Consider the following 21,626-nt stretch of genomic DNA (forward strand, 5'->3'; position numbering starts at 1 on the left):
GCTTTTGAAAAATCTGAAATAAAAAGGCTGCCCGTAAGGCAGCCTTTCGTATTCGCTGAACGTGCGTGGCTGATCAGATCAGACGCAGCCGGTCGGTTTCGGCAGACCGGCCATCTTGCAGGCTCCTTTGCCGGGGCCGGACGGGAACAGCTCGTAAATCCGCTTCAGCGGGAAGCCGGTGGTCTTGGAGAGGATGCGGACCATCGGAGCGATGCCGTTCTTCTTGTAGTACTCCTGCAGCGCGTCGATCACCTTCTGGTGCTCTTCGGTGATGTCGTTGATGCCTTCCACGCCCTTGACGTACTCGACCCAGTTCTGGTCCCAGGACTCAGAGCCGTTCAGCAGGAAGCCGTCTTCGTCAACTTCGTAAGATTTTCCTTGATGTTCAATAGTTGCCATAGTAGTTCTCCCTTCAATAGATAGATTGAAATGAATAAAGGCGTATTCACCGTTGCGGTCTGTTGCGGATGTCAATGCAAAGACATACTCTATGGTCACCGCTTTGTCAAGCGTTCTTCGCTTTTTTTCTGTCTCTTCCGGCGGCCTGAGGACGGCGGCGGCGGACAGCGGATGCACAATGATTGGCATTTTTCCTGACAACCTGCTATCTTGTGCGGATGAGGCAGGAAAGGCGCAGCTCCTTTCGGACCAAGAAATTATTGGAGAGTGAAGCAAGATGTTGGATTTTCTACGCAAGAAGGCTCAGTCAACCCTGATTCAAGCCGTGGTCGTGGTCATCGCGGTGGTCTTTATTTTCTGGGGTGTCGGCACCAATCTGGGCGGCAGCCGCAGCTCTGTCGCCACGGTCAACGGCACAGAAATACCTGACACGGACTTCAGCCGCGCTTACAGTCAGGCGGTGGACGGCCTCCAGCAGCAGTTCGGCGGCAAAATGCCTCCTGGCTTCGCTGATCAGCTCGGCATCCGCGAGCAGGTGCTGCACCGGCTGATTCAGGCCGAGCTGCTTCGTCAAGGCGGCGAGGAGGCGGGCATCAAAATCAGCGAGCTGCCGGTGCGGGAGCGGATCGCGGAGATGGAAGTCTTTCAGGAAAACGGCAAATTCAGCCTGCAACGCTACAAGGACATTCTCAAGCAGAACCGGATGACTCCCGGCTCCTTTGAGAAAGGGCTGCAATCCGACCTCAGTGCCGACCGGGTGCAGGAGCTGGTCGGCAGTTTCGCTGTGATTTCCGACAACGCCGCCGCCCGCTGGCAGGCATGGACGGACGAGCAGATCAAGCTGGCTTACGTGAAATTTGCTCCGGCTGATTTTGAATCAAAAGTCGCCGAAGATGAGCAGGAATTGGCCGCTTGGTTTGAGAAGAACAAGGAAAAATACCGCTCCGAGCCGAAAGTGCGGCTGAAATATCTGCTCTTCAATCAAAGCGACGACGAGAAAGAGGTGCAGATTCCCGAAGAGGAGCTGAAGGCCAAATACGAGCAGGACAAGGAGAGCTACCGCCAGCCGGAGCAGCGCCATGCCCGCCACATCCTTTTCCGGGTGGAGGAGGGGGCTGCGGACGAGGTCAAGGCGGCGCAGCGGAAAAAGGCCGAGGAAGCGCTGGCCAAAGCCAAGGCGGCAGAGGCTGATTTTTCTGCGCTGGCCAAGGAATATTCTGACGACGAGAGCAACAAGGAGCAGGGCGGCGATCTGGGCTTTTTCGCCGCCGGACGGATGGTGCCCGCCTTTGATCAGGCGGTCTTCTCCATGCAGGCGGGCGAAGTCAGCGGGCCGGTGGAGACCGAGTTCGGCTTCCACCTGATCAAGCTGGAGGAAATCCGCCCGGAAAACGTGCGCGGCTTTGAGCAGGTCAAGGACAACATCGCCGCCGGTCTCAAACGGCAGCAGGCCAAGGCTCTGAGCTTCAAGCGGGCGGCGGCGGCCTACGAGGCAGTGATGAAGGCGGGCAGCTTGGACAAGTACAGCGAGCAGGAGGCGGGCAAGGTGCAGGTTGCGGAGTCTTTCTCCCGCAGCGAGCGTCCGCAGGACATCCCTGCCGATCCCAAATTTCTTGATGCCGCCTTTGGTTTGAAAAAAGGCGAGCTGTCCTCGATCATCGAGCTGCGCGAGGGCTATGCCGTTCTCTTCGCCGACGACGTGCAGGAGCCGGAGCTGCCCAAGCTGGAGACAATGAAGGACAAAGCTCTGGCGGACTGGAAAAAAGAAAAAGCGGCGGAGCTGGCCGCCAAGGCGGCAACGGATTTGCTCGCGGCCAGCCGGGAGAAGCAGGAGCTGCAAACGCCGGAGGGCGGGACAGTGACCGTCACCGGGCTGCTCAAACGCATGGCTCCAGGCGGGGAGAACGCGCCGCCGGATCAGGTGCAGAGCGATGCCTTCAAACTGGCGTGGAAGGAGAAGCTGCCTGCCGCGCCGGTGCAGGCCGGAGAGGCATGGTTTGTCTATGAGGTGCGCGAGCGGCAGCCCGGCGAGGGCGCGGCGGACGAAATGACCCGGCAGCGACTGTCCGCCTCAGCCAAGCATGACTTGCTGACCGCCTGGCTGGCCAGCCTGCAAAGCAAGGCCAAAATACGGATCAGCGGCGCTGCCCTGCGGAGCCGCGACGACGAAGCCCTGCAGTAGTTCAGCAGCGGCGCGACGGTCTGACAGGCGGGGAGGCGATGCCCTCCCGCCTGTTCTCTTTTTCAATGCTGCCTGCGCAGCACAGCCTGTTCGGAAGAAAAATGCCCCTCTCAGATCAGAACAGCAGACAGATGAGTCTTGTCGGCTCCCTGCCGCCCTTGGAGCAGTTCCTGCTCACCTTCATTTCCGTGATCTATGAGCCGGTGTCTCCGGCCTTCCTCGCCTCCTGCCTGGCTGGAGCCGACATTCCCGGCCTCCGGCGGCTCGGCGGCGAGGAGCTGGAAGGCATGATCGGCAGACTGCGCGAGCTGGGCCTGCTCAACGAGTTCAACCAGTGCGCGCCGCTGCTGGCCGAGCAGCTCACCCGGCAGGCCGCCGCCGAAGGCCGCTTCGCGGCCTTGGCTGAGCTGATCGAGCTGAAGGCCCCGGTTTCCTATCTGTACGGCAAATGGTCGACCCGCTGCCGCCGCGCTCTGCGCCAGTTCCGCATCGGCCTGCACAGCTGCGACATCGACAAGATGGAGGAGGCCGCCGCCTTTCTCAAGGGGCAGTGCAAAGAGGAGGCCGGTCCGCCGCCTGCGGTGCAGGTGGTGGCCGAGACTTTTGACGCGGACTGGTTCAAACGCCTGCCCGGCTTCCTCCAGTTTTACCTGCTCAACGAAATTTTCCGCCACGCCGGAGAGCAGGCCGAGGATTATCCGGCAGTGACCGCCTACTTGGAGCAGGAGGAGGCGATGCTTCTGTCCGAGGATGAGCGGGTGCCGTTCCGGCGGCTGCTGGCCGGGCATTATCTGCTGCGCGGCTGCACCGGCAAGCTGGACAGCCTGCTGGCCGCGCAGGCCGAATCCTTCCAAGGCTCCGGTTTCGCAGGCAGCGCGGCCTTTCTTCAGGGCCGCACTGACGAGGCGATTCAGCTCTTCGAGGAAGATTTGGCCCTGCTCAACAAATACGCAGGCCCTGAAGGCGCGTTTTTTTTCAACATCAGCGGCATCTTCTGCATCATGGCCCTGCTCGCCCGCAGCGCGCCCGGCGACCGCGAGCTGATCCGGCGTTCAGCGGCGGTGGTCATCAGCCGCTGCCAAGGCGGGCCTGAGGAGCTGCCTTTCCGCTTCCTCGACCTCTACGTGGCGGCGGCGGAAGGCGGCATGCCCGATCTGCGCATTCTCAGCGAAGGCTTTGAGAAAGAGGAGCGCAGCCTGAGCATCCTCACCGCCGGGCTGGTGCTGCGCTGGCTGAATGTGCAGCTGCCGGACAAGCTCCAGGCCGGACTGGAATCCCTCTGCCGCCGGGCCAAGGCCAACGGCTTCCTCTGGCTGGCGATGGAGGCGGCCCAGCTGCTGTCCGCCGCCGATCCCAGCCGCAAAGACATGATCAAAACCGCCGAGAAGCTGGCTAAGGAGATCAGCTGCCGCAGCGTCGCCCGCCTGATCACGCCGGGCGAGGACTCGTGGAAGCAGAGCCTTGAGGAGCTGATCAGCGTCACAGGCCGAGCCAGACAGGCGGAGAAGACCAGCCGCCTTGCGTGGACGGTGGAATTCGCCGACGGCAAGCTGACCTTGGCGGCCAAGGAGCAGAAGAAAAAGCCGGGCAGCAAGTGGAGCAAGGGCAAGGGCATTGGCCTCAACCGCCTGCTTTATTCGCCCAACGACTTTGATTTCCTCACCGAGCAGGACACGAAAATCTGCGCCGCCCTGCGGCAGGTCGGCGATCCCAACGCCCGCAACGGCGGCTGCGACTTCGACATGGACAAAGCCCTGCCCGCGCTGGTCAGCCACCCGCATGTCTTTTTGGAGAGTTCCGGCAACGTGCCGGTGGAGATCGTGGCCGGCGAGCCGGAGCTGATGATCGAGGAGCAGGACGGCTTCCTCTTCGTTCACTTCCTCCAAGAGATCGGCGAGGGCAAGGTGACGGTCTGGCAGGAGACGCCGACCCGCTTCCGGGTGATGGAGATCAACGACGATCACCGGCGGGTGGCCGGGATTATCGGCGCGAGCGGCAAACGCTACCCCGTGGCGGCGGGCGGGCAGATGCCGAGCGTCATCGGCAACATGGCCTCCTTCATGACCGTGCACTCCTCGATTGACGTGGGCGGCGCGGAAAAGGACGTGAAGATTGTCGAGGCGGATCCGACCATTCATATCCACATCATTCCCTACGGCACCGGATTCCGGCTGGAGATGTTTGTCCAGCCCTTCTCGCGCAAAGGGCCTTATCTCAAGCCGGGCATGGGCGTGGCCAATCTGATGGCCGAGGTCGGCGGACGGCGGATGCAGACCCGCCGCAACCTGCTTTTGGAAGAGGAGAAGGCCCGCGAGATTGAGGAGAGTTGCCCGATTCTCGACCTCGCCACCGACTTGGCGCAGGAGAACGACCGCGAGTGGCATCTGCTCGACCCGGAGGAATGCCTGCAAGCCCTGCTGGAGCTGGAGGAAATCCGCGACCGGGCAGTGCTTGAATGGCCGGAGGGCGAGAAGCTGGCAGTGCGGCGGCAGGCGGGCATCAGCCAGCTCAACCTCAACATCCGCACCGGCCAGCAGGACTGGTTCGCCTTGTCCGGCCATGTGCAGGTGGATCAGGACGAAATCATCGACCTGAAAACCTTGCTCGACAAAGTGCGTGAGGCCCGCAGCCGCTTCATCCCGCTTGGCAAGGGCCAGTTCCTTGCCCTGACGCAGGAGTTCCGCAGCCGCTTGGAAGAGCTGCTCCGCTTCAGCGAGGCGGGCGGCAAAAGCGAGAGCGGCGAGGAGGAAATCCGCATCCATCCGCTCGCCGCCTTGGCTTTGGACGATCTCACCCGGCAGGCCAACACGCAGGCCGACGAGGGCTGGAAGAAGCAGCTCGCCCGGATTGAGTTTGTTCAAGATTTCGTCCCGGAAGTGCCGTCCACCTTGCAGGCCGATTTGCGCGATTACCAAGTCGAAGGCTTTGTCTGGATGTCGCGGCTGGCGCATCTCGGCGTGGGCGGCTGCTTGGCGGACGACATGGGCCTCGGCAAGACGCTTCAGTCGCTGGCAGTGATTCTCGATCGGGCGGAGGACGGCCCGACCTTGGTCATCGCGCCGACTTCGGTCTGCATGAACTGGGAGCAGGAGGCGGCCCGCTTCGCCCCGACCCTGACTGTGCGCAGCTTGGCCAATCCTGACGAGCGCAAACAGGTGGTCAAAGACCTTGGCAAACGCGATATTCTCATCACCAGTTTCACCCTGCTCCAGCAGGAAGTGGAGCTGCTGGAAACTGTGGCCTGGCAGACCGTGGTTTTAGACGAGGCGCAGTCGATCAAGAACGCAGCCACTAAGCGTTCCAAGGCCGCAATGCGCCTGAAGGCCAAGTTCCGCCTGATCACCACGGGCACGCCGATAGAAAATCATCTCGGCGAGCTGTGGAACCTTTTCAATTTCATCAACCCCGGCCTGCTCGGCACCTACAAGCAGTTCAACACCCGCTTCGGCATTCCGATTGAGAAGCACGGCGACCGCGCCGCTCGGCGCCAACTGAAGAAGCTGATCCGGCCTTTCATGCTCCGCCGGATCAAGTCGCAGGTCTTGGACGAGCTGCCGCCGCGCACCGAAATCACCCTGCGGGTGGAGATGAAGAAGTCGGAAATGGCTTTCTACGAGGCCATCCGCCAGCAGGCTTTGGAGAATATCGAGGGCAGCGAGGCCAAGTCCGGGCGGCATCTGCAAATTCTCGCCGAGATCATGCGGCTGCGCCGGGCCTGCTGCAATTCCAAGCTGATTGACGAGCAGAGCAAGATTCCGTCAAGCAAGCTGGAGGTCTTTGGCGAGGTGATCGACGAGCTGCTCGAATCGCGGCACAAGGCACTGGTCTTCAGTCAGTTCACCGGCCATCTCGCCCTGATCCGCGAGTACTTGGACGGCAAGGGCATCAGCTACAAATACCTTGACGGCACCACGCCGCCCAAGGACCGCATCCGGCAGGTGGACGAATTCCAAGCGGGCGAGGGCGACCTTTTCCTGATCAGCCTCAAGGCGGGCGGCCTCGGCCTCAATCTCACGGCGGCAGACTACGTCATCCACATGGATCCGTGGTGGAATCCGGCGGTGGAGGATCAGGCCGCCGACCGCGCCCACCGCATTGGCCAGAAACGGCCCGTGACCGTGTACCGCTTAGTCACAGCCAACACGATTGAGGAAAAAATCGTCCGCCTGCACCACGAGAAGCGCAATTTGGCCAGCTCGCTGCTGGAGGGCACGGACGCAGGTGCCCGCATGAGCGCGGAGGAGCTGCTGGATCTGATCAAAGGGAGCTGACAATCTCCGCGATCAGGGCTTGCAGCCGGGGTTCGGCCCGCTGCGCCGCCGCGACAATGTCTTCGATCAGGATGGGGGCGAGGTTGTCGGGATTGTTGACATTGGCGATCACGGACAGGCCAAGGACGCGCAGGCCGCCGTGCAGGGCGGTGAGCACCTCCGGCACTGAGGACATGCCCACCGCGTCCGCGCCAAGCAGGCGCAGCATCCGGGTTTCCGCCGGAGTTTCCAAACTGGGGCCGGGGATGCAGGCATAGGTGCCGGAGCAGACCTCGCTGAAACCGAGCCGCCGGGCTGCATGTTCGGCAAGGCCGCGCAGCTCCGCGCTGTAAGGTTGCGAGAGGTCTGGAAAACGCGGCCCCCACTCATCCACGTTCGGGCCGCGCAGGGGATTGTCCGGCAGCAGGTTGAGGTGATCGCGGCAGATCATGACCGCGCCTGCCTGCCACGCCGGGTTGAGACCGCCCGCCGCGTTGGTGATGACCGCTGTCCTCACGCCCAGCAGCGAGAGCACGCGGATCGGAAAACCGACCTCGCGGGCCGAATAGCCTTCGTAATAATGCAAACGGCCTTGCAGAATTGCGGCTGGCTTTCCGGCCAGCCTGCCGCAGATCAAATTGCCTGCGTGGCTGATGACGGTGGCACGGGGAAAATGAGGAATCGCCGCATACGGAATACTGACGCTTCCGGTCATCGCCGCCGCAAGCCCGCCCAAGCCAGTGCCGAGCTGAATCAGCACTTCCGGCTGAAGCGGCATCTGGACGCGGAGAAAAGCGGCGGCCTCTTCGGCCTGCCGCTTATGGCGTTGGATGTCAACAGACATTATTCATCCTTCGACAAGCTCAGGAGCCATCCTTTGACAGGTTCAGGAACTGCGCGCCCTTCGGCTCCGGTCAGGGCGCTTGTTCGTGCAAGCGCCCTGAGCGGAGCCGAAGGGCAGCTGTATTTGCGCAGGAAAGCATGAGGTGTTTAGTTTACGATCTGATCATGGTCAGCAGCATCTTGAAGGGCGTGACCGCCCGCAGCGCGTGCGGCTGGTGCGCAGGCATGATGAGCATCTCGCCCTGCCGCACCTGAAACGGCGTGCCTGCAACGGTGATCTCCGCTTCACCGTCCAGTATCTGCGCCATCGCGTCAAATGGGGCCGTGTGCTCGCTCAGGCCCTGCCCTTTGTCAAAGGCGAAGAGCGTGACTGTGCCGGTCAGTTTGCTGAGCAGGGTCTTGCTCACCACTGCGCCGTCCTGATACGCGGCCAGCTCGGCCAGCCGCATGACGTTCGTCTCCTGCATGATCATCCTCCTTGGATGGTGTTGTTGCGCACTCCATGCGCGGCGTACACTTGAACGATGTTCTCCACCATCCGCTTCAGGCCGTACTTGGCCGCGATGTCCCGCCGCTGGAGCCGCACCGCCTCCTCGTCACGCTCCAAGTTCTCAGCCAGCTCCAGCAGTCCCTGCCGGGCGGCGGCCACGTCGCCGTAGTCCACCAGGCGGTGTCTGCGGACGAACTCCAGCGGCTCAAGGATGGAGGGGGTGCGGCAGGCGAGCAGCGGCAGGCCGTAGAGCAGGCCCTGGATGAAGGACTGGGAGATGCCCTCGGTCTCGTAGGAGGAGAAGAAGATGAGATCCATGGCTGAGAAGTAGCGTTCCGGGTCCTCGCGGTGGCCGGTGAGGATGAAGCGCTCCTGCGCTCCGGCCTTGGTGATGGCCTCTTCCAGCAGGGCGCGGCCATTGCCGCCGCCGACGATCATGAACTTGAACTGCTCCGGCAGGGCCGCCGCAGTCCGGGCGATGAACTCATGGCCCTTGTAGTGGCGGAGAAAGGCGACGTTGCCGACCAGCACGTCTGTGTCAGCGATGCCGCAGCTGCGCCGCACCTCCTCGCGGTCGCGGGCGGAGAAGCGGAAGCGTTCCTCGTCAATGCCGGTGGACTGCGTCACGATCTTCCGGCGCGGCACGCCCTGCCCGGCCAGCTGCTTGGCGATGGCCTCGCTGCACGCGAAGATGACATGCGGAAAGGCGCGGTAGCTGAAGGAGGAGGAGACCGGCTCCAGCACATGCCGGGTGCGGGCGACCAGCGGCACGCCGCAGAGCCGGGCCGCCGCGCCCGCCATCCACGAGTCTTCCGAGGAATGGGTGTTGACCACCGCAGGCCGCAGCTGCCGGAGCAGGCGGAGCAGGTCCAGCCAGGCGCGCAGGTTGAACTTGGAGGAGAAGTCGATGTGATGCACGGCAAAGCCCTCTGCGCCGCAGCGGCTGGCCAGCTCCGCGCCTTCGCGGACGATCAGGGCCGTGCGGAAGCCGAGCCTGCGCATCTCCCGCAGCTCGGTCAGAGTGCGGATCTCCTGGCCGCCCCAGGAGCGGGACCAGTCGGTGTGGACGATCAGCGGCGCACTGCTCACGCTCCGCACCCCGCCTGCGTGCCCTGGATGATCGGCAGGATGAAGTAGAAGTTGTTGCCCTCAGGAGTCCGCTCGTAGCCGACTATGCCGCCGTGCAGCTCGACCACATGCTGGACAAAGGCCAAGCCGTGGCCGGTGCCATGGATGCCCTCCACGTCCTTGCCGCGCACGCCCTCCTGAAAGATATGCCGCGCCTCCTCGCCGCCCAGATGCGGGCCGGTGCTGAAGACGTTGAACTTCACGCCCTTCTCGCCGCATTCCGGGAAGTTGTCGATCACCTCTCGGCCATAGGCCACGGCTTTGCGCGGCCTGCCGTGGCAGGTGATGATCTCGCGGGCGTACTTGGCCGCGTTGGAGAAGAGGTTGGCGTAGACCTGCGAGAGCAGGCCGATGTCCACATAGAGCTGGAACTCCTCCTCCAGCATGTTGCCGGGCCGCTCCACCGTGATGCCAGCCGAGCGGAAGCGGCTGGCGTAGTGGTCCAGCTGGGGCAGGATGATCTCCTTCTCGACAAAGCAGCGTTTGGGATGCAGGATCATCCGGCCTGCGGCGAAATGCTCGCGCCGGAACAGGCTCTCGACAAAGAGGGTGATGTTCTGGTGATGCTTGACCAATTCGCCGTGATGCAGGAGCAGGCTGTCCTGAAGGGCGGCGCAGCGGGCCGCGCAGGCCGCCGTGTCCTCCGGCCTGCCGGATGCCGCCGCCTTCAGCAGCTCCTCGCGCAGTCCTTCCAGCTCCAGGATGTTCTTCCGCAGCTTCTTGAAGAGCAGGCGGAAGAACATGTTCGGGGTGATGATGTTGTGGTCAATGTCCTGCACCAAGGTGTTGATGAACTTGAGGTGCTGGATGTTCTGCAGGGCTGTCAGCCGGTTGTGCAGGCTGTAGCCCATTCGGTTGGTGTATTTGCTGAAGAAGAAGCGGTCGTTCTTGGAGAGCTTGCTGCACGGCGAGACGCTGTACATGCCCAGCACCCGGTTCTTGCCGTGCAGGCTGCCGTGCAGGGCGCATTGCGGCGGATGCTCCACCTCTTCTTCCGGCGGCGCGTCCGGCTCCCGCTGCGCCTTGCTCCAGACCGGCAGCACATAGCTTTCGCCGCTCCGGTACGGCTCGCCGCAGAGGATGACGCTCTCCGGCGCGGTCACCTTCTTCTGCAGCACGCCCTGCTCGGAATCGCAGACTAAATACAGCGCCTGATCCTTGTCGTCATAGAGATACAGCGCGCTGGACAGGCCGAGCATCTCCAGCGGCACGCTCACGCAGATGCGGTAGAAGTCATGCAGCGAGTCGTACTCCTGGGTCAGATCAAAGAAGGCCTTGAGGAAGTCGTCAAAATAGCAGGTGAAGTTGTACTGCTCGTAGCTGGCGGATTTATCCCGCACCCGCTGCCGCATCTTCTGCAAATCAGGACAGTCGCTCATGGCAATGCCGTGCCGCTCTCAGTGTTTGTTCCAGAAGGAATCAGCCCCGCGCTCGTCCACCAAGTTGATCGCTGCCGGGTAAACGTCGCATTCCAGCGCGAAGACCCGGTCGGCGATCTCGTCTGCGGTGCGGCAGTCGGCAATGTCCACGCAGCGTTGCAGCACGATCGGGCCGTTGTCGTAGATCTCATCAGCGAAATGGACGGTGCAGCCGCTGACTGCGCAGCCCCGCTTCAAGACCGCCTCATGCACATGATGGCCGTAAAAGCCCGGCCCGCAGAAGGCCGGGATCAGCGAGGGATGAATGTTCAGCACCCGCCGTTTGAGCTGCTCCGGCGGCTGATAGAGCTTGAGATAACCGGCCAAGATGATCAAGTCAAGCTCGTAGTCGGCAAGGATGGCGTTGGTGGCCGCGCTGCCGACCGCATGAAAGGCCGGATAGCCGTAGCGGCGCGCCTTCTCCAAGCCCAAGGCATTGGCCGCGTTGGAGATCACTGCCTGAATCTCCGCCCGCAGCGTGCCCGCCTGAATCCGCTGATGGAAGTTGTCCAGCGTCCTGCCGGAGCCGGAGAGCAGCACGGCTATCTTCTGCATTTATCGGCCCTCGAAATAGGGGTTGCTGTCCGCGTCCACCTTGGTCAGCCACGCGGCAATGGCGGTGTCGTAGGCCGAGGTGAGCTGGAAGACCTTGACCGCCAGCCGGAAGCGAGTCTTGAGCGTGGTGTTACCATGCTCACGCAGCTCGGCCAGCACCTGCGGGTAGTCTGCCGGATCAACGATCACGGTCACATCATGGAAGTTCTTGGCTGCCGCCCGGAGCATGGTCGGCCCGCCGATGTCGATGTTCTCAATTGCCTCATCCAGCGGGCAGCTGGGATCGGCCACGGTCTTCTCGAAGGCGTAGAGATTCACCGCGATGATGTCAATCGGCTGGATGCCGTGCGCTGCACACTGCCGCTGATGCTCGGCGTTGCCGCGCTGATTGAGGATGCCGCCGTGCACCAGCGGGTGCAGAGTCTTCACCCGGCCGTCCAGCATCTCCGGGAAGCCGGTGAATTCCGACACATCCTTGACCGGCAGGCCGCTGTCACGCAGCTTCTTGGCCGTGCCTCCGGTGGACAGTATCTCAATGCCCAGCCCAGCCAGCTCTTTGGCAAAGCTCTCGATGCCGGATTTGTCGGTCAGGCTGATCAGGGCGCGTGCTGCTTTGTTCATGGTGCGTGTCTCCTGTTGCGTATTGTGTATAGTCAGGTTGTCAGATGCAGGCGCGGCGCAATGCATAGGGTCAGGCCGTCTCCACCTTGAGCACATCCACCAGGCGGCTGCTGTAGCTGTTGCGGATCAGCACTTTCAGGGCGGCATAGTCATTGACCCGGACAGCAAGGCTGCTGACTGCCGAGCCGCTGAAGCCCTGCACAGTGAAGCTGCCGTTGGCGGTGACGGTCACGACCGCGCCGGTCTGGCCGCCTTCCTGCATGTCCAGCAGGCTGAAGAGGAGCGCGTCCTGCCGTACATCAATGACCGCCTGAATGCGCAGGGTTTCGTCCGCGCTCACGCTGCCGCCGGTGACGCTGACCAGCGGGCTGGCTTCCTTGCCGCTGAGAATGCCGACTTCCGGCGGATTGGGATGGCCCATCTTGGTCAAGGTGAGCGGGCTGCGCAGCAGGTGTTTGCAGATGCCGGTGCGCGGCGAGCCGTGCTCGGTGTAGCGGGTGGTGACAGACAGCCGGTATTCATTGTTGTGCGGCGCGGCTTGGGCAGGCACGTCCGGCATGAGGATGATCTCGCTGTTGCTGGCCGTGCCGATCCGGCTTTGCACCGCGCTGCCGCTGCGGGTGCCTTCGATCAAGCAACGCGAGGCCGGGTCGCTGCGGTCAAAGGCGAGATTGCTGCCGCTGATGCGGAGCATTCCGTCCGAGCGCAGCACGTCGCGCAGGCCGAGCACTGTGTCTTCCGCCGCCGTGATCACCGGGGCCTTCTCGGTCGCGGCCAGCCGCTCGGTCTGCGCCTTCTGGCAGAAGTCCTCAACAAAGGGAGCCGAAACGCGGACATTGAGGTGCAGGCAGTCCTTCAGCGGCGGCAGCGGGTCATCCGGGTTGTCCAACCGGCCCGCGAAGGAGGGGAACCAGGTGCAGCAGCCCTCTTTCGTCACCTGCTCGCCGTCAAGCAGCCGGGCCATGAATGCCTCGTCCTCGGCATTGAGGATGGTCAGGATGTCGGCCTTGCTGAAGTTGGGATGGCGCAGGGCGATGTCCGCCGCGATCTCCTCGCGGCCCGCCGAGCCGCGCGGCACAAAGCGGACGCTGTAGGAAGCGGGCGTGGTCAGCTGATTCTCCTCAACTTTGTACTGGATGGACATGGCAGTTCTCCGTGGAAATGAGGGCGGGTGACAGCGGCAGGGGATGCCGCCCGCATGAGTTTACCTATCTGCGCGTTTTTTATCAAGCAGACAGTGCGCTGAAGCAGCAGCATGGTGACACGGCGGGAGTCAGCATGCTGGTACTTGGCGAATCAGCATGGTGACTCGGCGGGTATCACCATGCTGGTACGGAGGGAGTCAGCAGGGTGACTACTTGCTCCGCAGCTCGGCGCGAACATCTTCCAATGCCTCGCGGTATTTCTCCCGTGAAGGATGACCAATCTCCTCGGCAAGCTGCACCGTGCGACTGATGTATTGCTCCGCCTTGGCAAGATCGCCCTGCTCTGCGTAGGTGAGGCCGATATTCCAGCTTGTCATCACCTCACCATACCTATTGCCAATCTCTCGTTGTATAGATAGGCTCTGCTCATAATGCTGCAAGGCTTTGGCTTTATCGCCTTGTGCACTGTAAATGCCACCGATGTTATTCAGTGTGCAATCTTCCCCCGCCCTGTCGCCGATCTCTTGACGGATGACTAAGCTCTGCTCCAGATACTTCAGGGCCGTGCCAATATCGCCCCGCGCATCGTAAATCAGGCTGATGTTGTTCAGCGTCGTGCCTTCGCCCGCCCTGTCGCCGATCTCTTGGCTGATGACTAAGCTCTGCTCCAGATGCTTCAGGGCCATGCCGTAGTCGCCCTTGGCATGGTGAAGTGCACCGATGTTACTCAGCGTCGTGCCTTCCATTGCCCGGTTGCCGACTTCCCGGCGGATGACTAAGCTCTGCTCCAGATATTTCAGGGCCGTGCCGTAGTCGCCCTTAGCAGAGTAAATCAGGCTGATGTTATTCAGCGTCACACCTTCGCCCGCTCTGTCGCCGATCTCTTGGCGGATGACTAAGCTCTGCTCCAGATACTTCAGGGCCGTGCCGTAGTCGCCCTTGGCATGGTGAAGCGCACCGATGTTACTCAGCGTCGTGCCTTCGCCCGCCCTGTTGCCGATCTCTTGGCGGATGACTAAGCTCTGCTCCAGATACTTCAGGGCCGTGCCGTAGTCGCCCCGCGCATGGTAAATCTGGCTGATGTTGTTCAGCGTCACGCCTTCGTCCGCCCTGTCGCCGATATCTTGGCTGATGACTAAGCTCTGTTCAAATAGGGGCAGTGCTTCCTTGTACTTGGCAATGCGGTGCAGGTCATAGCCTGCCTCGCCCAAATACTCTGCCCTGTCCTTCTTCTCGTCCTCCGGCAGCAGGGCCGCAGCCTTCTGCCAGTACGCGGCGGCCTTGGCGTAGCGCAACTGGATGCGCTGGAGGCGGGCGTTGTCGGCATGGGCCTTGGCAGCAGCAAGGCTGTGCTGGTTAGCAACGTCGTCCAGCAGCTTCTCGGCCTTGGCGTAGTCGCCCGCCTCAATCGCCTGCCGCGCTTCGTCCTTCAGCCGCGCCACCTGCGGGTCTGCGGACTGCACCGCCTCCCAGTTGCGGAGCAGCTCCTTGTACTGCCCGGCTATCTCGCGCAGCTTGCTGTCCAAGTCATGCAGAGGAACCTGCTGCTCCTCCAGTATCTTGAAGAAGCTGGCAAGGGCGGAGTCCGTGACCGCGAGCTTGCCTGCGTACTCCGCAAAGAGCGCAGGAGGGATGCCGTTCACCGTCACATTGCCCGTGCCGGAGACGATGTTGCCGTCGCCGCTCACCGTCTGCGTGACGTTCACCTGCTTGCCAATGGCGTGGTCGCCTTGAGCGACGTTCTGCTCGCCCTCGCCGCTGCTGTCGAATTGGTTGTTGCAGGTGTGCCCCATGACTCTACTCCTTCAAGATAAACTGACGTATCTTCTTGCGGTCGCGCTTGTCAGGCCGTCCTTCTGGCCGGGCCATCGGGCCGCCAATCTGCTTGCGCAGCTCGCGGGCGGCCTCACGCTTGGCTTGCGAGTCCTCAGTCTCGGCGTAGAGCAGAGCAGCGTCCTTGGCCGGGCCGCGCCGCTCGCTCAGGGCCAGCACGTCGATCTCAAACAGCTCCTCGCCGCGCCTGATCTGGAGCTTGTTGCCGACCTGCACGTTGCGCGAGGGCTTGACCCGGCTGCCGCTGACCTGCACATGGCCGCCGCTCACCGCTGCCGAGGCCAAGGCGCGGGTCTTGAAGAAGCGGGCCGCCCAGAGCCACTTGTCGATGCGGACAACGCTCTCCTGCTGCTGCTCGTGGTTCATGTCCGTATGAGAGATGGAGTAATGCAAGACCTGCCCAGCCTGCGGCGCACAAGAAGCGTCTGCGCGGCAGCCGCCGCTGTTGACAGGGAAGACCCCGCACTTTATGGTGAGAATGCAGAACGCACATCCACCATATCCGCAAAATCAGAGCCGGTCAAGACGGAGCAGCCGCTGCCGCCGCTTTTCCGCCGGGCAGGAGAAACCGCATGAAGAATGACGAAACAATGCCTGAGCTGCTGGCCCCGGCAGGCAGCCGGGAGAAGCTGATCACCGCGATCCATTACGGCGCAGATGCCGTCTATCTGGGCGGAGCAAATTGGAGCTTGCGGGCGCAGGCAGGCAATTTCGACCGCGCCGGAATGCGCGAGGCGGTCAGCTATGCGCATCAGCACGAGGTGAAGGTCTATGTGACCGTGAACATCTTTGCCCACAACCGCGATCTCAACGGTTTTGAGGACTACCTGCTCTTTCTGCGCGAGGCAGGTGCGGACGCGCTGATCGTCGCCGATCCGGGCATCCTCCTGCTCTGTCGGGAAACTGTGCCGGACATGCCGCTGCATCTCTCCACCCAAGCCAATGTGACCAACAAGGCCAGCGTCCGCTTCTGGGCGGCGCAGGGCGTGCGCCGGATCAATCTCGCCCGCGAGCTGGGTTTGGAGGAGATACGGACTGTCCGCCAGGCTGTGCCGGACATCGCGCTGGAGGTCTTTGTCCACGGCGCGCTCTGCATCTCCTATTCAGGCCGCTGCCTGCTCTCCAGCTATCTCACAGGCCGCAACGCCAATCTCGGCGACTGCGCCCATCCCTGCCGCTACTCCTACCGCCTGCTGGAGGAGAAGCGGCCCGGCCAGTATTTCCCGGTCGAGGAGGACAAACGCGGCACCTACATCTTCAACTCCCGCGACCTCTGCCTGCTGCTCCGCCTGCCGGAGCTGGCCGCCGCCGGGGTTGATTCCGTCAAGATTGAGGGCCGGATGAAGTCGGTCGGCTACGTGGGCGCGGCGGTCAGGCTGTACCGGGCCGCGCTGGACTGGATCAAAGAGCGGCGCAAGGCCGGGACGGCGTGGGAGGAGATCGTCCTGCCGCCCGCCTTTGCTGAAGAGGCGGCCAAAATCGGCACGCGAGGCCAGACGGAAAACTTTTTTGCCGCCGCCCCTTCATCTGCGGCCATGCTTTATGATAGAATGAGGGAGATGCAGCCGTTCGTCCCTGTCGGCATTGTGCGCGGCGCCGAGCCGCTGCTGCTCGAAACCCGCAATGTCTTGGAGGTCGGCGACCAAATTGAATATTTGGGCCGGAAGCTGGAGCCTGAAGTCTGCACGGTGCTGTCCATGGCCGCCGCCGACGGAACGGCGGTGCGGCGGGCCAGTCCCGGCTGCGTGGTCGCGCCGGAGCTTGCGCCCCCGCCCGCAGGCGTGGAGGTCAGCGCGCTGTTCCGCAAACGACTCGACCAGCGGCATCAATCATCCTCAACTCGACTGAATTATGACACCGTTCCTTGATGTGCCCTTTCTTCCTGAAGAAGCCTATATTGAGTTTCTCAACAGCAGCAGCAGCCACATCGACAGTGTCCATTTCAGTCTGCCCGGCGCGCGGCGCATGGACAACCGGGCGCATTCGCAGACTGTGGAGACAGTCGAGGCTCTGGCCGGCCTGCTGGAGGAGACAGCGGTGCCCAAACGCTACGCCCTGCTCAACAGCCGCTTCTACGGCCCGGCCCTGCTCACCGACCGGGAGCAGCTCAGGCGGCTGATCAACGCCTTGGCCATCTGCGCCGAGCGCAAGGTGATCAGCGGCATCATCTACTGCGACCACTACCTGCTGCAATGCCTGTCCAACGAAGCCCCGGATCTGGCCGCCGAGCTGGAGGCGGTGCCGGGCCTCAACACCATGCTCGACTCGCAGGCCAAGATTGACGCGCATTTAGCCTACATCGGCGAGACCCGCTTCCGCCCGCCGACGCGGATTGCGCTCGACCGCGCCCTCAACCGCAATCTCAGCAGGCTGACCGAGATCGCCCGCTGGTGCCGCGAGGGACTGCCTGACCTGAAGCTGGAGCTGGTCGGCAATGAAGGCTGCCTGCCTCATTGCCCCTACCGTTCCTCCCACGACGCGTACATCGCCTTGGACAACATGGAGGGCAGAACGTGCAGTCATGGCATCAACAACACCCTCGGCTGCCGCCAGCTGCTGAAAAAGCAGCCGTACCGGATACTTCAGTCGCCTTTCATCCGTCCGGAAGATGTTGACTCCTATCTCTACGATGTGGACATCATCAAGATCAGCGGCAGAAATCTGAACAGCGCGGCCCTGAGGCGGATTATCGCCGCGTACATCGCCCGCAGCTGGAAGGGCAATCTGCTGGAGCTGCTCGACTCTTCGCACTGGCTGGCCTCGGAGCTGCATATTGACAACAGCGGCCTGTCCTTTGACTTCGCCAACATGCTCTCGGTCTGCAACAACCGCTGCGAGACCTGCCGTTTCTGCATGGAGCTGTTCAGCTCCATCTCCCATCCCCTGAAGGAGCGGGTCTGATGGAGTCTTTTGCAAAGCTGCTGGAGATTTCAGCGAAGATTCACGGCCATCTCTGCGCCGGGCAGGTGATCGGGGTGCGGATGGCCCTGCTCGGCCTCCGCCTGATCGGCATTGACGATCCCAAAGGAGCGGACCGAAAAAAGCTCTACGTGATCGTGGAGATCGACCGCTGCGCCACGGACGCGATTCAGTCCGTGACCGGATGCAGCCTTGGCAAGCGCTCGCTGCGCTGGATGGATTTCGGCATCATGGCGGCCACCTTTGTCAACTTGGCGACTGGCAAGGCGGCGCGGGTCACAGCGCGGGAGGAAGCCCGCGAGCTGTCCACCAAATACTGCCCTGAGCTGGCGGACAAATATCAGCGGCAGCTGGAAGCCTACCGGGTCATGCCGGAGGAGGAGTTGTTCACAGCAGAGGAAGTCGCTGTAGACATCCCGGACTGCGACCTGCCGGGCCGCCCGCTGCGCCGGGTGCAGTGCGCGGACTGCGGCGACTATGTCCAAGACTGCCGCGAGACGGAGCGGGACGGCAGAACGCTCTGCCGGGCCTGCGCCGGGCAGAGGTACTGGAAGCCCGTTCAGTCGAGCAGAGCCACAACTTTCTGATTCAATTTGGCCACCACCTGCGGGATGCGCTCCGGCTCCCGCTCCGCCGTCTGTTCCAGCATGTTGCCCCACTGCCGCAGCATGGCGTTGTCAATTCTGCGGATATCGTTGTTTCTGCTCCACTCCCGTCCGATCCGGGCGCCAAGGTCGTTCAGATTTCTCTCCAAATCGCTTTTGATCGCCGCTGGCGCTTTGGCCAGAATGGCCTCCGTGATGTCCTGCCAGCCGCGCGCGTAGACTGTGCCCCGCTGAAATGTGTCAAACCACGCCTTTTCCTTGGCCGAAAGCTGCTCCGCCGCCGCAGGGCTAGGCGAAACAGCTGCAAGTATGCCGAATTGAAGAATAACGGCTGCACAGAAGAATTGTCGGAAGCGCATCTCATCTCCCCCCTGAATGCAGTTGAAAAACAGTCTGTTGGTGTCTTTTTTCGATTATATCAGGCCGTCCGGCCCATTTCAAGACTCACTGGACGGCGGCGGCGAGGAAAATTGCGGTGAAGCCGCACAGGCAGAGCAGCGCGGCGGCTATGGCGAGGCGGCAGGCCATGACGATCTGCGCCGCCGCCGGGGCGCGGAGCGGGTCGCCGATGAGCGGCTTGCGCGTAATTTTGCCGAAATAGCTCGCCTCGCCGCCGAGCTGCACACCCAGCGCGCCGGCTGCCGCCGCTTCCGGCCAGCCGGAGTTCGGGCTGGCGTGGTTGCGGCGGTCGCGGAGGAGGACGCGCCATGCGCCGGACAGGCTGCCGCCCGCCAGCGGGGCGCTCAGCGCAATCGCGAAGCCGGAAATCCGCGCCGGGAGGAAGTTGGCCAGATCGTCCAGGCGGGCCGGGTGCCAGCCGAAGCGGAGATACCGCTCGTTTTTATAGCCGAACATCGAATCCATAGTGCTGACCGCCTTGTACAGCATGGCTGCAAGGGCCGCGCCAGCCGCAGGATAGTCCCCGCCAGCAGGCAAAGCGATCAGCGCGCCGACAAAAGCCCAGAACAGCGGCGCGGTGATGCCGTCCGACATATTCTCAGCCACACTTTCGATGCAAGCGCGGATCACGCCGGGCGCATCAAGCTGTGCCGTGTCCCGTCCAACGAGCATGGCCACGCGCTGACGGGCCACCGCAAGGCTTTCACCTAATGCCACATGCACCTGCATGGCGTGGCTGATCAGATCGCGGGCCGCCAAGGTCGTCCAAAGCAGCAGCGCGGCGCAAACAAGCAGTGCCAGACGGGAAAAATGCGCAGCGGCGAGCAGCGGCGCGGCGCAAGCGCAGCCCGTAGCCAGCAGCACGAGCGCAACAGTGAGTCCGCCGCTGCTCCATTCGCTGATGGGCAGGCGGCGAGTGAATTGCTCCATGCGGGCGGCGAACCAGCCGATCAGCCGGACCGGATGCGGCAGCCAGCGCGGGTCGCCGAAGAGCAGATCAAGCAGGCAGGCGGCAAAAAGAACGCAGAGGAAGGACATACAGAAAATGAGGTTTCAATGCTCCCGCCAGACCGGAACCCGGTCGCGGCGGGCAGCGGAGGAAGGCATCATCATTTCACGCTGCTTTTATGCAGATCCGCGTTGGTGGCATCAATCAGCGCGGTGATGCTGCTGACGATCTTCTCGTAGGATTTCTTCCTGACTTCATCATCTTTTACATCTTCCGCGAGCCGCTGCGCCATGACGATATGATCGTTGATGACCGGCTGAGTGAAATAGCGGTTGAGCTGGTTGAGCGACAGCTTGTGGACATCAAGGAAGGTTGTGGTGATGTACGCGCTGATGCCGCCGATGGCGGAAATAGCTGCTTGGACGTGGTCGGATTGCGCAAGTCGTTATTTAACTTCATTACAATAAAGAACCTATTGCACCCATAATTGTGCCTGCTCCAATCCAAACAAGACCTATAAGCGTTAGAGTGAAATCATCGAGGTGCAATTGTTCCACCCCTTTGTAGATAGTAGCTGTCTTTTCCTTGATCTCTTTTCTCATGTCGGCAGATAGTTTGTCTGTTTTATTCTTGAGCTGGTCAATGTCACGACGAAGCTCTGGAAAGAATATATCCTTGATCTGCTCCATATTACTGATGAGAAGATCAACTTTTTCATTAAGAGGTTTAGCTTGGTCAATTACTGACAGCTCGTTTTTCTCTGATTTAGAGGAGGTAAATGTAATAGATACACTACAACAATTCCCTGTTTTCTTCTTTGTCTTCTCTGGATATAATTTGAACCATTGCTTTATAATATTGAACAACGGAGGATGGTTGAAATATTTTCTAATTTCGAGCAAGCTGGTGATAGCTTGGCTTACTCCTGCTATCTGAAGCGCACACCCTACAATAATAAAAACTTTGCTGTTCCAATCAGAAATCCAGCATATTATTATGCTAAAAATAATGATAGACGCTCCTCCGAAAAGCTCTCTTCCTATACAGAGCCAGCGCCAACTCTTCTTGCTCCAGCTTGCTATCTGACTAAAATCAATCTCAGTAATTTTTATACAACTTTTCTTATCAAAAATGATAATAATGACAGCTATAATAAAATATAGGCACATAGGATTCCTTTCTCAAAATATATAAGACCACCTGTAAGGTGTCTCTCTAATGTACGGAAACTACATCTTGGCGTGATCAAGTCGGGTAATTCTTTGTAGATTCAATACACTTCCTTGTGATGCCCGACATTCACCAAGACAATCTCTTGCTCAGAGAAATAGAACTCCAAGGTGATGCGGAAGGAGATGTTGATGGAAATAGAGTGCAGATGCTTCAGTTTGCCTTGGAGCTGGTGCAGCCTGAGCGAAGGATGCTGCGGATTTACTTCCAATATCTTCAGCGTCTTCTCGTACTGCGAGATCAGATCAGGGTGTTTTTTGACAAAGCGAGCCGCCCTCTTCAGGTAGCTTTCCGTGTAGATGATTCTGTAGCTCATTGTGTTATGCGCTGAATATGGCTCTCAACGGTTTCCGCAATAAAACGGCCTGCTTCGTAATCTGACCGCACTTCATGCAATGCATCATTAAGCTCGCACTCCCGCAAATAGTTGTAATGCTGCATTTCCATTACAACAAATCTCTCTTTGCCCCGGACTGTGATGACTAATTCACGGTCAACGGCAAGATGCTTCTCAATAGCTGAAATTCCCTCTGTCTTCAATTGGTTGGCGGTAATATTGTTCACGACAGCCTCCTGTTGCTCATTTTAAATGATACTGTTTACAGTACGATTGTAAACTTCTTTCCTGCCGCAAGCAAGCGGAAAAGCGGCAGGCGCAGC

20 protein-coding genes and 1 pseudogene are annotated in these 21,626 nt (G+C 61.1%); 6 read left to right on the plus strand and 15 right to left on the minus strand.

Going from position 1 to position 21,626, the window contains the following annotated elements:
• Positions 1–78 precede the first annotated feature (78 nt).
• On the minus strand, positions 79–399 hold the full coding sequence (locus tag ACNKH3_RS09360; RefSeq protein ID WP_420209055.1) for a TusE/DsrC/DsvC family sulfur relay protein: 321 nt from the start codon (positions 397–399) through the stop codon (positions 79–81).
• Between the two features lie 277 nt (positions 400–676).
• On the opposite strand from ACNKH3_RS09360, the gene ACNKH3_RS09365 reads away from it, so the two are divergent.
• On the plus strand, positions 677–2,581 hold the full coding sequence (locus tag ACNKH3_RS09365; protein WP_420209029.1) for a SurA N-terminal domain-containing protein: 1,905 nt from the start codon (positions 677–679) through the stop codon (positions 2,579–2,581).
• Between the two features lie 131 nt (positions 2,582–2,712).
• On the plus strand, positions 2,713–6,852 hold the full coding sequence (locus ACNKH3_RS09370) for a DEAD/DEAH box helicase (protein ID WP_420209030.1): 4,140 nt from the start codon (positions 2,713–2,715) through the stop codon (positions 6,850–6,852).
• Here ACNKH3_RS09370 and ACNKH3_RS09375 read toward each other — a convergent pair.
• The 9 genes and pseudogenes from ACNKH3_RS09375 to ACNKH3_RS09415 form a co-directional block, all read right to left on the minus strand.
• Complete coding sequence (locus ACNKH3_RS09375; protein WP_420209031.1) at positions 6,839–7,675, minus strand: purine-nucleoside phosphorylase; 837 nt, start codon at positions 7,673–7,675, stop codon at positions 6,839–6,841. The two genes, ACNKH3_RS09370 and ACNKH3_RS09375, sit on opposite strands and share 14 nt — an antisense overlap.
• Before the next feature lie 151 nt (positions 7,676–7,826).
• Positions 7,827–8,141 (minus strand): cupin domain-containing protein, encoded by a 315-nt coding sequence (locus ACNKH3_RS09380; RefSeq protein WP_420209032.1) that lies wholly within the window; start codon positions 8,139–8,141, stop codon positions 7,827–7,829.
• Positions 8,142–8,143: 2 nt separating this feature from the next.
• Positions 8,144–9,253 (minus strand): glycosyltransferase, encoded by a 1,110-nt coding sequence (locus ACNKH3_RS09385; protein ID WP_420209033.1) that lies wholly within the window; start codon positions 9,251–9,253, stop codon positions 8,144–8,146.
• Positions 9,250–10,671 carry a sensor histidine kinase gene (locus ACNKH3_RS09390; RefSeq protein WP_420209034.1) on the minus strand — a complete coding sequence of 474 codons (1,422 nt, stop codon included), beginning with the start codon at positions 10,669–10,671 and terminating at the stop codon, positions 9,250–9,252. The genes ACNKH3_RS09385 and ACNKH3_RS09390 overlap by 4 nt, the downstream gene beginning before the upstream one ends.
• An 18-nt stretch (positions 10,672–10,689) precedes the next feature.
• Complete coding sequence (locus ACNKH3_RS09395) at positions 10,690–11,265, minus strand: phosphoribosylglycinamide formyltransferase (protein WP_417916894.1); 576 nt, start codon at positions 11,263–11,265, stop codon at positions 10,690–10,692.
• A 39-nt stretch (positions 11,266–11,304) separates the two neighbouring features.
• Positions 11,305–11,886 (minus strand): annotated as a pseudogene (locus ACNKH3_RS09400) (IMP cyclohydrolase); the annotation flags it as partial.
• A gap of 70 nt (positions 11,887–11,956) precedes the next feature.
• A complete protein-coding gene (locus tag ACNKH3_RS09405) occupies positions 11,957–13,030 on the minus strand; it encodes a hypothetical protein (protein WP_417916893.1) in 1,074 nt (357 codons plus the stop codon).
• A gap of 210 nt (positions 13,031–13,240) precedes the next feature.
• A complete protein-coding gene (locus tag ACNKH3_RS09410) occupies positions 13,241–14,824 on the minus strand; it encodes a tetratricopeptide repeat protein (protein ID WP_417916892.1) in 1,584 nt (527 codons plus the stop codon).
• Between the two features lie 4 nt (positions 14,825–14,828).
• Positions 14,829–15,230: an RNA-binding S4 domain-containing protein gene (locus ACNKH3_RS09415; protein ID WP_417916895.1), complete on the minus strand. Its 402-nt coding sequence runs from the start codon at positions 15,228–15,230 to the stop codon at positions 14,829–14,831.
• A 206-nt stretch (positions 15,231–15,436) separates the two neighbouring features.
• On the opposite strand from ACNKH3_RS09415, the gene ACNKH3_RS09420 reads away from it, so the two are divergent.
• Genes ACNKH3_RS09420 through ACNKH3_RS09430 form a run of 3 tightly spaced genes read left to right on the plus strand, consistent with a single transcriptional unit; the run spans position 15,437 to position 18,370 of the window.
• Complete coding sequence (locus tag ACNKH3_RS09420; protein ID WP_420209035.1) at positions 15,437–16,732, plus strand: U32 family peptidase; 1,296 nt, start codon at positions 15,437–15,439, stop codon at positions 16,730–16,732.
• Positions 16,716–17,765: a hypothetical protein gene (locus tag ACNKH3_RS09425; protein ID WP_420209036.1), complete on the plus strand. Its 1,050-nt coding sequence runs from the start codon at positions 16,716–16,718 to the stop codon at positions 17,763–17,765. Before ACNKH3_RS09420 ends, ACNKH3_RS09425 begins: the two co-directional genes overlap by 17 nt.
• The gene (locus ACNKH3_RS09430) at positions 17,765–18,370 is read left to right on the plus strand and encodes an FmdE family protein (protein ID WP_420209037.1); all 606 of its coding nucleotides are present in this window, start codon (positions 17,765–17,767) and stop codon (positions 18,368–18,370) included. The genes ACNKH3_RS09425 and ACNKH3_RS09430 overlap by 1 nt, the downstream gene beginning before the upstream one ends.
• Here ACNKH3_RS09430 and ACNKH3_RS09435 read toward each other — a convergent pair.
• The gene (locus ACNKH3_RS09435; protein ID WP_417916479.1) at positions 18,343–18,747 is read right to left on the minus strand and encodes a hypothetical protein; all 405 of its coding nucleotides are present in this window, start codon (positions 18,745–18,747) and stop codon (positions 18,343–18,345) included. The two genes, ACNKH3_RS09430 and ACNKH3_RS09435, sit on opposite strands and share 28 nt — an antisense overlap.
• 85 nt (positions 18,748–18,832) lie before the next feature.
• On the minus strand, positions 18,833–19,825 hold the full coding sequence (cbiB, locus tag ACNKH3_RS09440) for an adenosylcobinamide-phosphate synthase CbiB (protein ID WP_417916478.1): 993 nt from the start codon (positions 19,823–19,825) through the stop codon (positions 18,833–18,835).
• An 89-nt stretch (positions 19,826–19,914) separates the two neighbouring features.
• Between cbiB and ACNKH3_RS09445 the strand changes: the two genes are divergently transcribed.
• Positions 19,915–20,223 (plus strand): hypothetical protein, encoded by a 309-nt coding sequence (locus ACNKH3_RS09445; protein WP_420209038.1) that lies wholly within the window; start codon positions 19,915–19,917, stop codon positions 20,221–20,223.
• On the opposite strand, the gene ACNKH3_RS09450 is transcribed toward ACNKH3_RS09445, so the two are convergent.
• The 3 genes from ACNKH3_RS09450 to ACNKH3_RS09460 all read right to left on the minus strand — a co-directional run bounded on the left by ACNKH3_RS09450 (position 20,195) and on the right by ACNKH3_RS09460 (position 21,530).
• Positions 20,195–20,905, minus strand: a complete 711-nt coding sequence (locus tag ACNKH3_RS09450) for a hypothetical protein (RefSeq protein WP_420209039.1) — start codon at positions 20,903–20,905, stop codon at positions 20,195–20,197. The two genes, ACNKH3_RS09445 and ACNKH3_RS09450, sit on opposite strands and share 29 nt — an antisense overlap.
• Before the next feature lie 101 nt (positions 20,906–21,006).
• Positions 21,007–21,282 carry a type II toxin-antitoxin system YafQ family toxin gene (locus ACNKH3_RS09455; RefSeq protein WP_420209040.1) on the minus strand — a complete coding sequence of 92 codons (276 nt, stop codon included), beginning with the start codon at positions 21,280–21,282 and terminating at the stop codon, positions 21,007–21,009.
• Entirely contained in the window at positions 21,279–21,530 is a 252-nt protein-coding gene (locus ACNKH3_RS09460; protein ID WP_420209041.1) for a type II toxin-antitoxin system Phd/YefM family antitoxin, read from the minus strand. The genes ACNKH3_RS09455 and ACNKH3_RS09460 overlap by 4 nt, the downstream gene beginning before the upstream one ends.
• Positions 21,531–21,626: the final 96 nt, after the last annotated feature.

The organism is Candidatus Electronema sp. JC, from assembly GCF_048287365.2.
GTDB lineage: Bacteria > Desulfobacterota > Desulfobulbia > Desulfobulbales > Desulfobulbaceae > Electronema.

Excerpts from the sequence above, each read along its gene's own strand:
- ACNKH3_RS09390 (WP_420209034.1), bottom strand. The coding sequence starts at position 10,671 with ATGAGCGACTGTCCTGATTTGCAGAAGATGCGGCAGCGGGTGCGGGAT.
- ACNKH3_RS09375 (WP_420209031.1), bottom strand. The coding sequence starts at position 7,675 with ATGTCTGTTGACATCCAACGCCATAAGCGGCAGGCCGAAGAGGCCGCC.
- ACNKH3_RS09410 (WP_417916892.1), bottom strand. The coding sequence starts at position 14,824 with ATGGGGCACACCTGCAACAACCAATTCGACAGCAGCGGCGAGGGCGAG.
- ACNKH3_RS09450 (WP_420209039.1), bottom strand. The coding sequence starts at position 20,905 with ATGTGCCTATATTTTATTATAGCTGTCATTATTATCATTTTTGATAAG.
- ACNKH3_RS09380 (WP_420209032.1), bottom strand. The coding sequence starts at position 8,141 with ATGCAGGAGACGAACGTCATGCGGCTGGCCGAGCTGGCCGCGTATCAG.
- ACNKH3_RS09430 (WP_420209037.1), top strand. The coding sequence starts at position 17,765 with ATGGAGTCTTTTGCAAAGCTGCTGGAGATTTCAGCGAAGATTCACGGC.
- ACNKH3_RS09425 (WP_420209036.1), top strand. The coding sequence starts at position 16,716 with ATGACACCGTTCCTTGATGTGCCCTTTCTTCCTGAAGAAGCCTATATT.
- ACNKH3_RS09445 (WP_420209038.1), top strand. The coding sequence starts at position 19,915 with ATGCAGATCCGCGTTGGTGGCATCAATCAGCGCGGTGATGCTGCTGAC.
- cbiB (WP_417916478.1), bottom strand. The coding sequence starts at position 19,825 with ATGTCCTTCCTCTGCGTTCTTTTTGCCGCCTGCCTGCTTGATCTGCTC.
- ACNKH3_RS09455 (WP_420209040.1), bottom strand. The coding sequence starts at position 21,282 with ATGAGCTACAGAATCATCTACACGGAAAGCTACCTGAAGAGGGCGGCT.
- ACNKH3_RS09415 (WP_417916895.1), bottom strand. The coding sequence starts at position 15,230 with ATGAACCACGAGCAGCAGCAGGAGAGCGTTGTCCGCATCGACAAGTGG.
- ACNKH3_RS09435 (WP_417916479.1), bottom strand. The coding sequence starts at position 18,747 with ATGCGCTTCCGACAATTCTTCTGTGCAGCCGTTATTCTTCAATTCGGC.
- ACNKH3_RS09365 (WP_420209029.1), top strand. The coding sequence starts at position 677 with ATGTTGGATTTTCTACGCAAGAAGGCTCAGTCAACCCTGATTCAAGCC.
- ACNKH3_RS09395 (WP_417916894.1), bottom strand. The coding sequence starts at position 11,265 with ATGCAGAAGATAGCCGTGCTGCTCTCCGGCTCCGGCAGGACGCTGGAC.
- ACNKH3_RS09420 (WP_420209035.1), top strand. The coding sequence starts at position 15,437 with ATGAAGAATGACGAAACAATGCCTGAGCTGCTGGCCCCGGCAGGCAGC.
- ACNKH3_RS09405 (WP_417916893.1), bottom strand. The coding sequence starts at position 13,030 with ATGTCCATCCAGTACAAAGTTGAGGAGAATCAGCTGACCACGCCCGCT.
- ACNKH3_RS09360 (WP_420209055.1), bottom strand. The coding sequence starts at position 399 with ATGGCAACTATTGAACATCAAGGAAAATCTTACGAAGTTGACGAAGAC.
- ACNKH3_RS09370 (WP_420209030.1), top strand. The coding sequence starts at position 2,713 with ATGAGTCTTGTCGGCTCCCTGCCGCCCTTGGAGCAGTTCCTGCTCACC.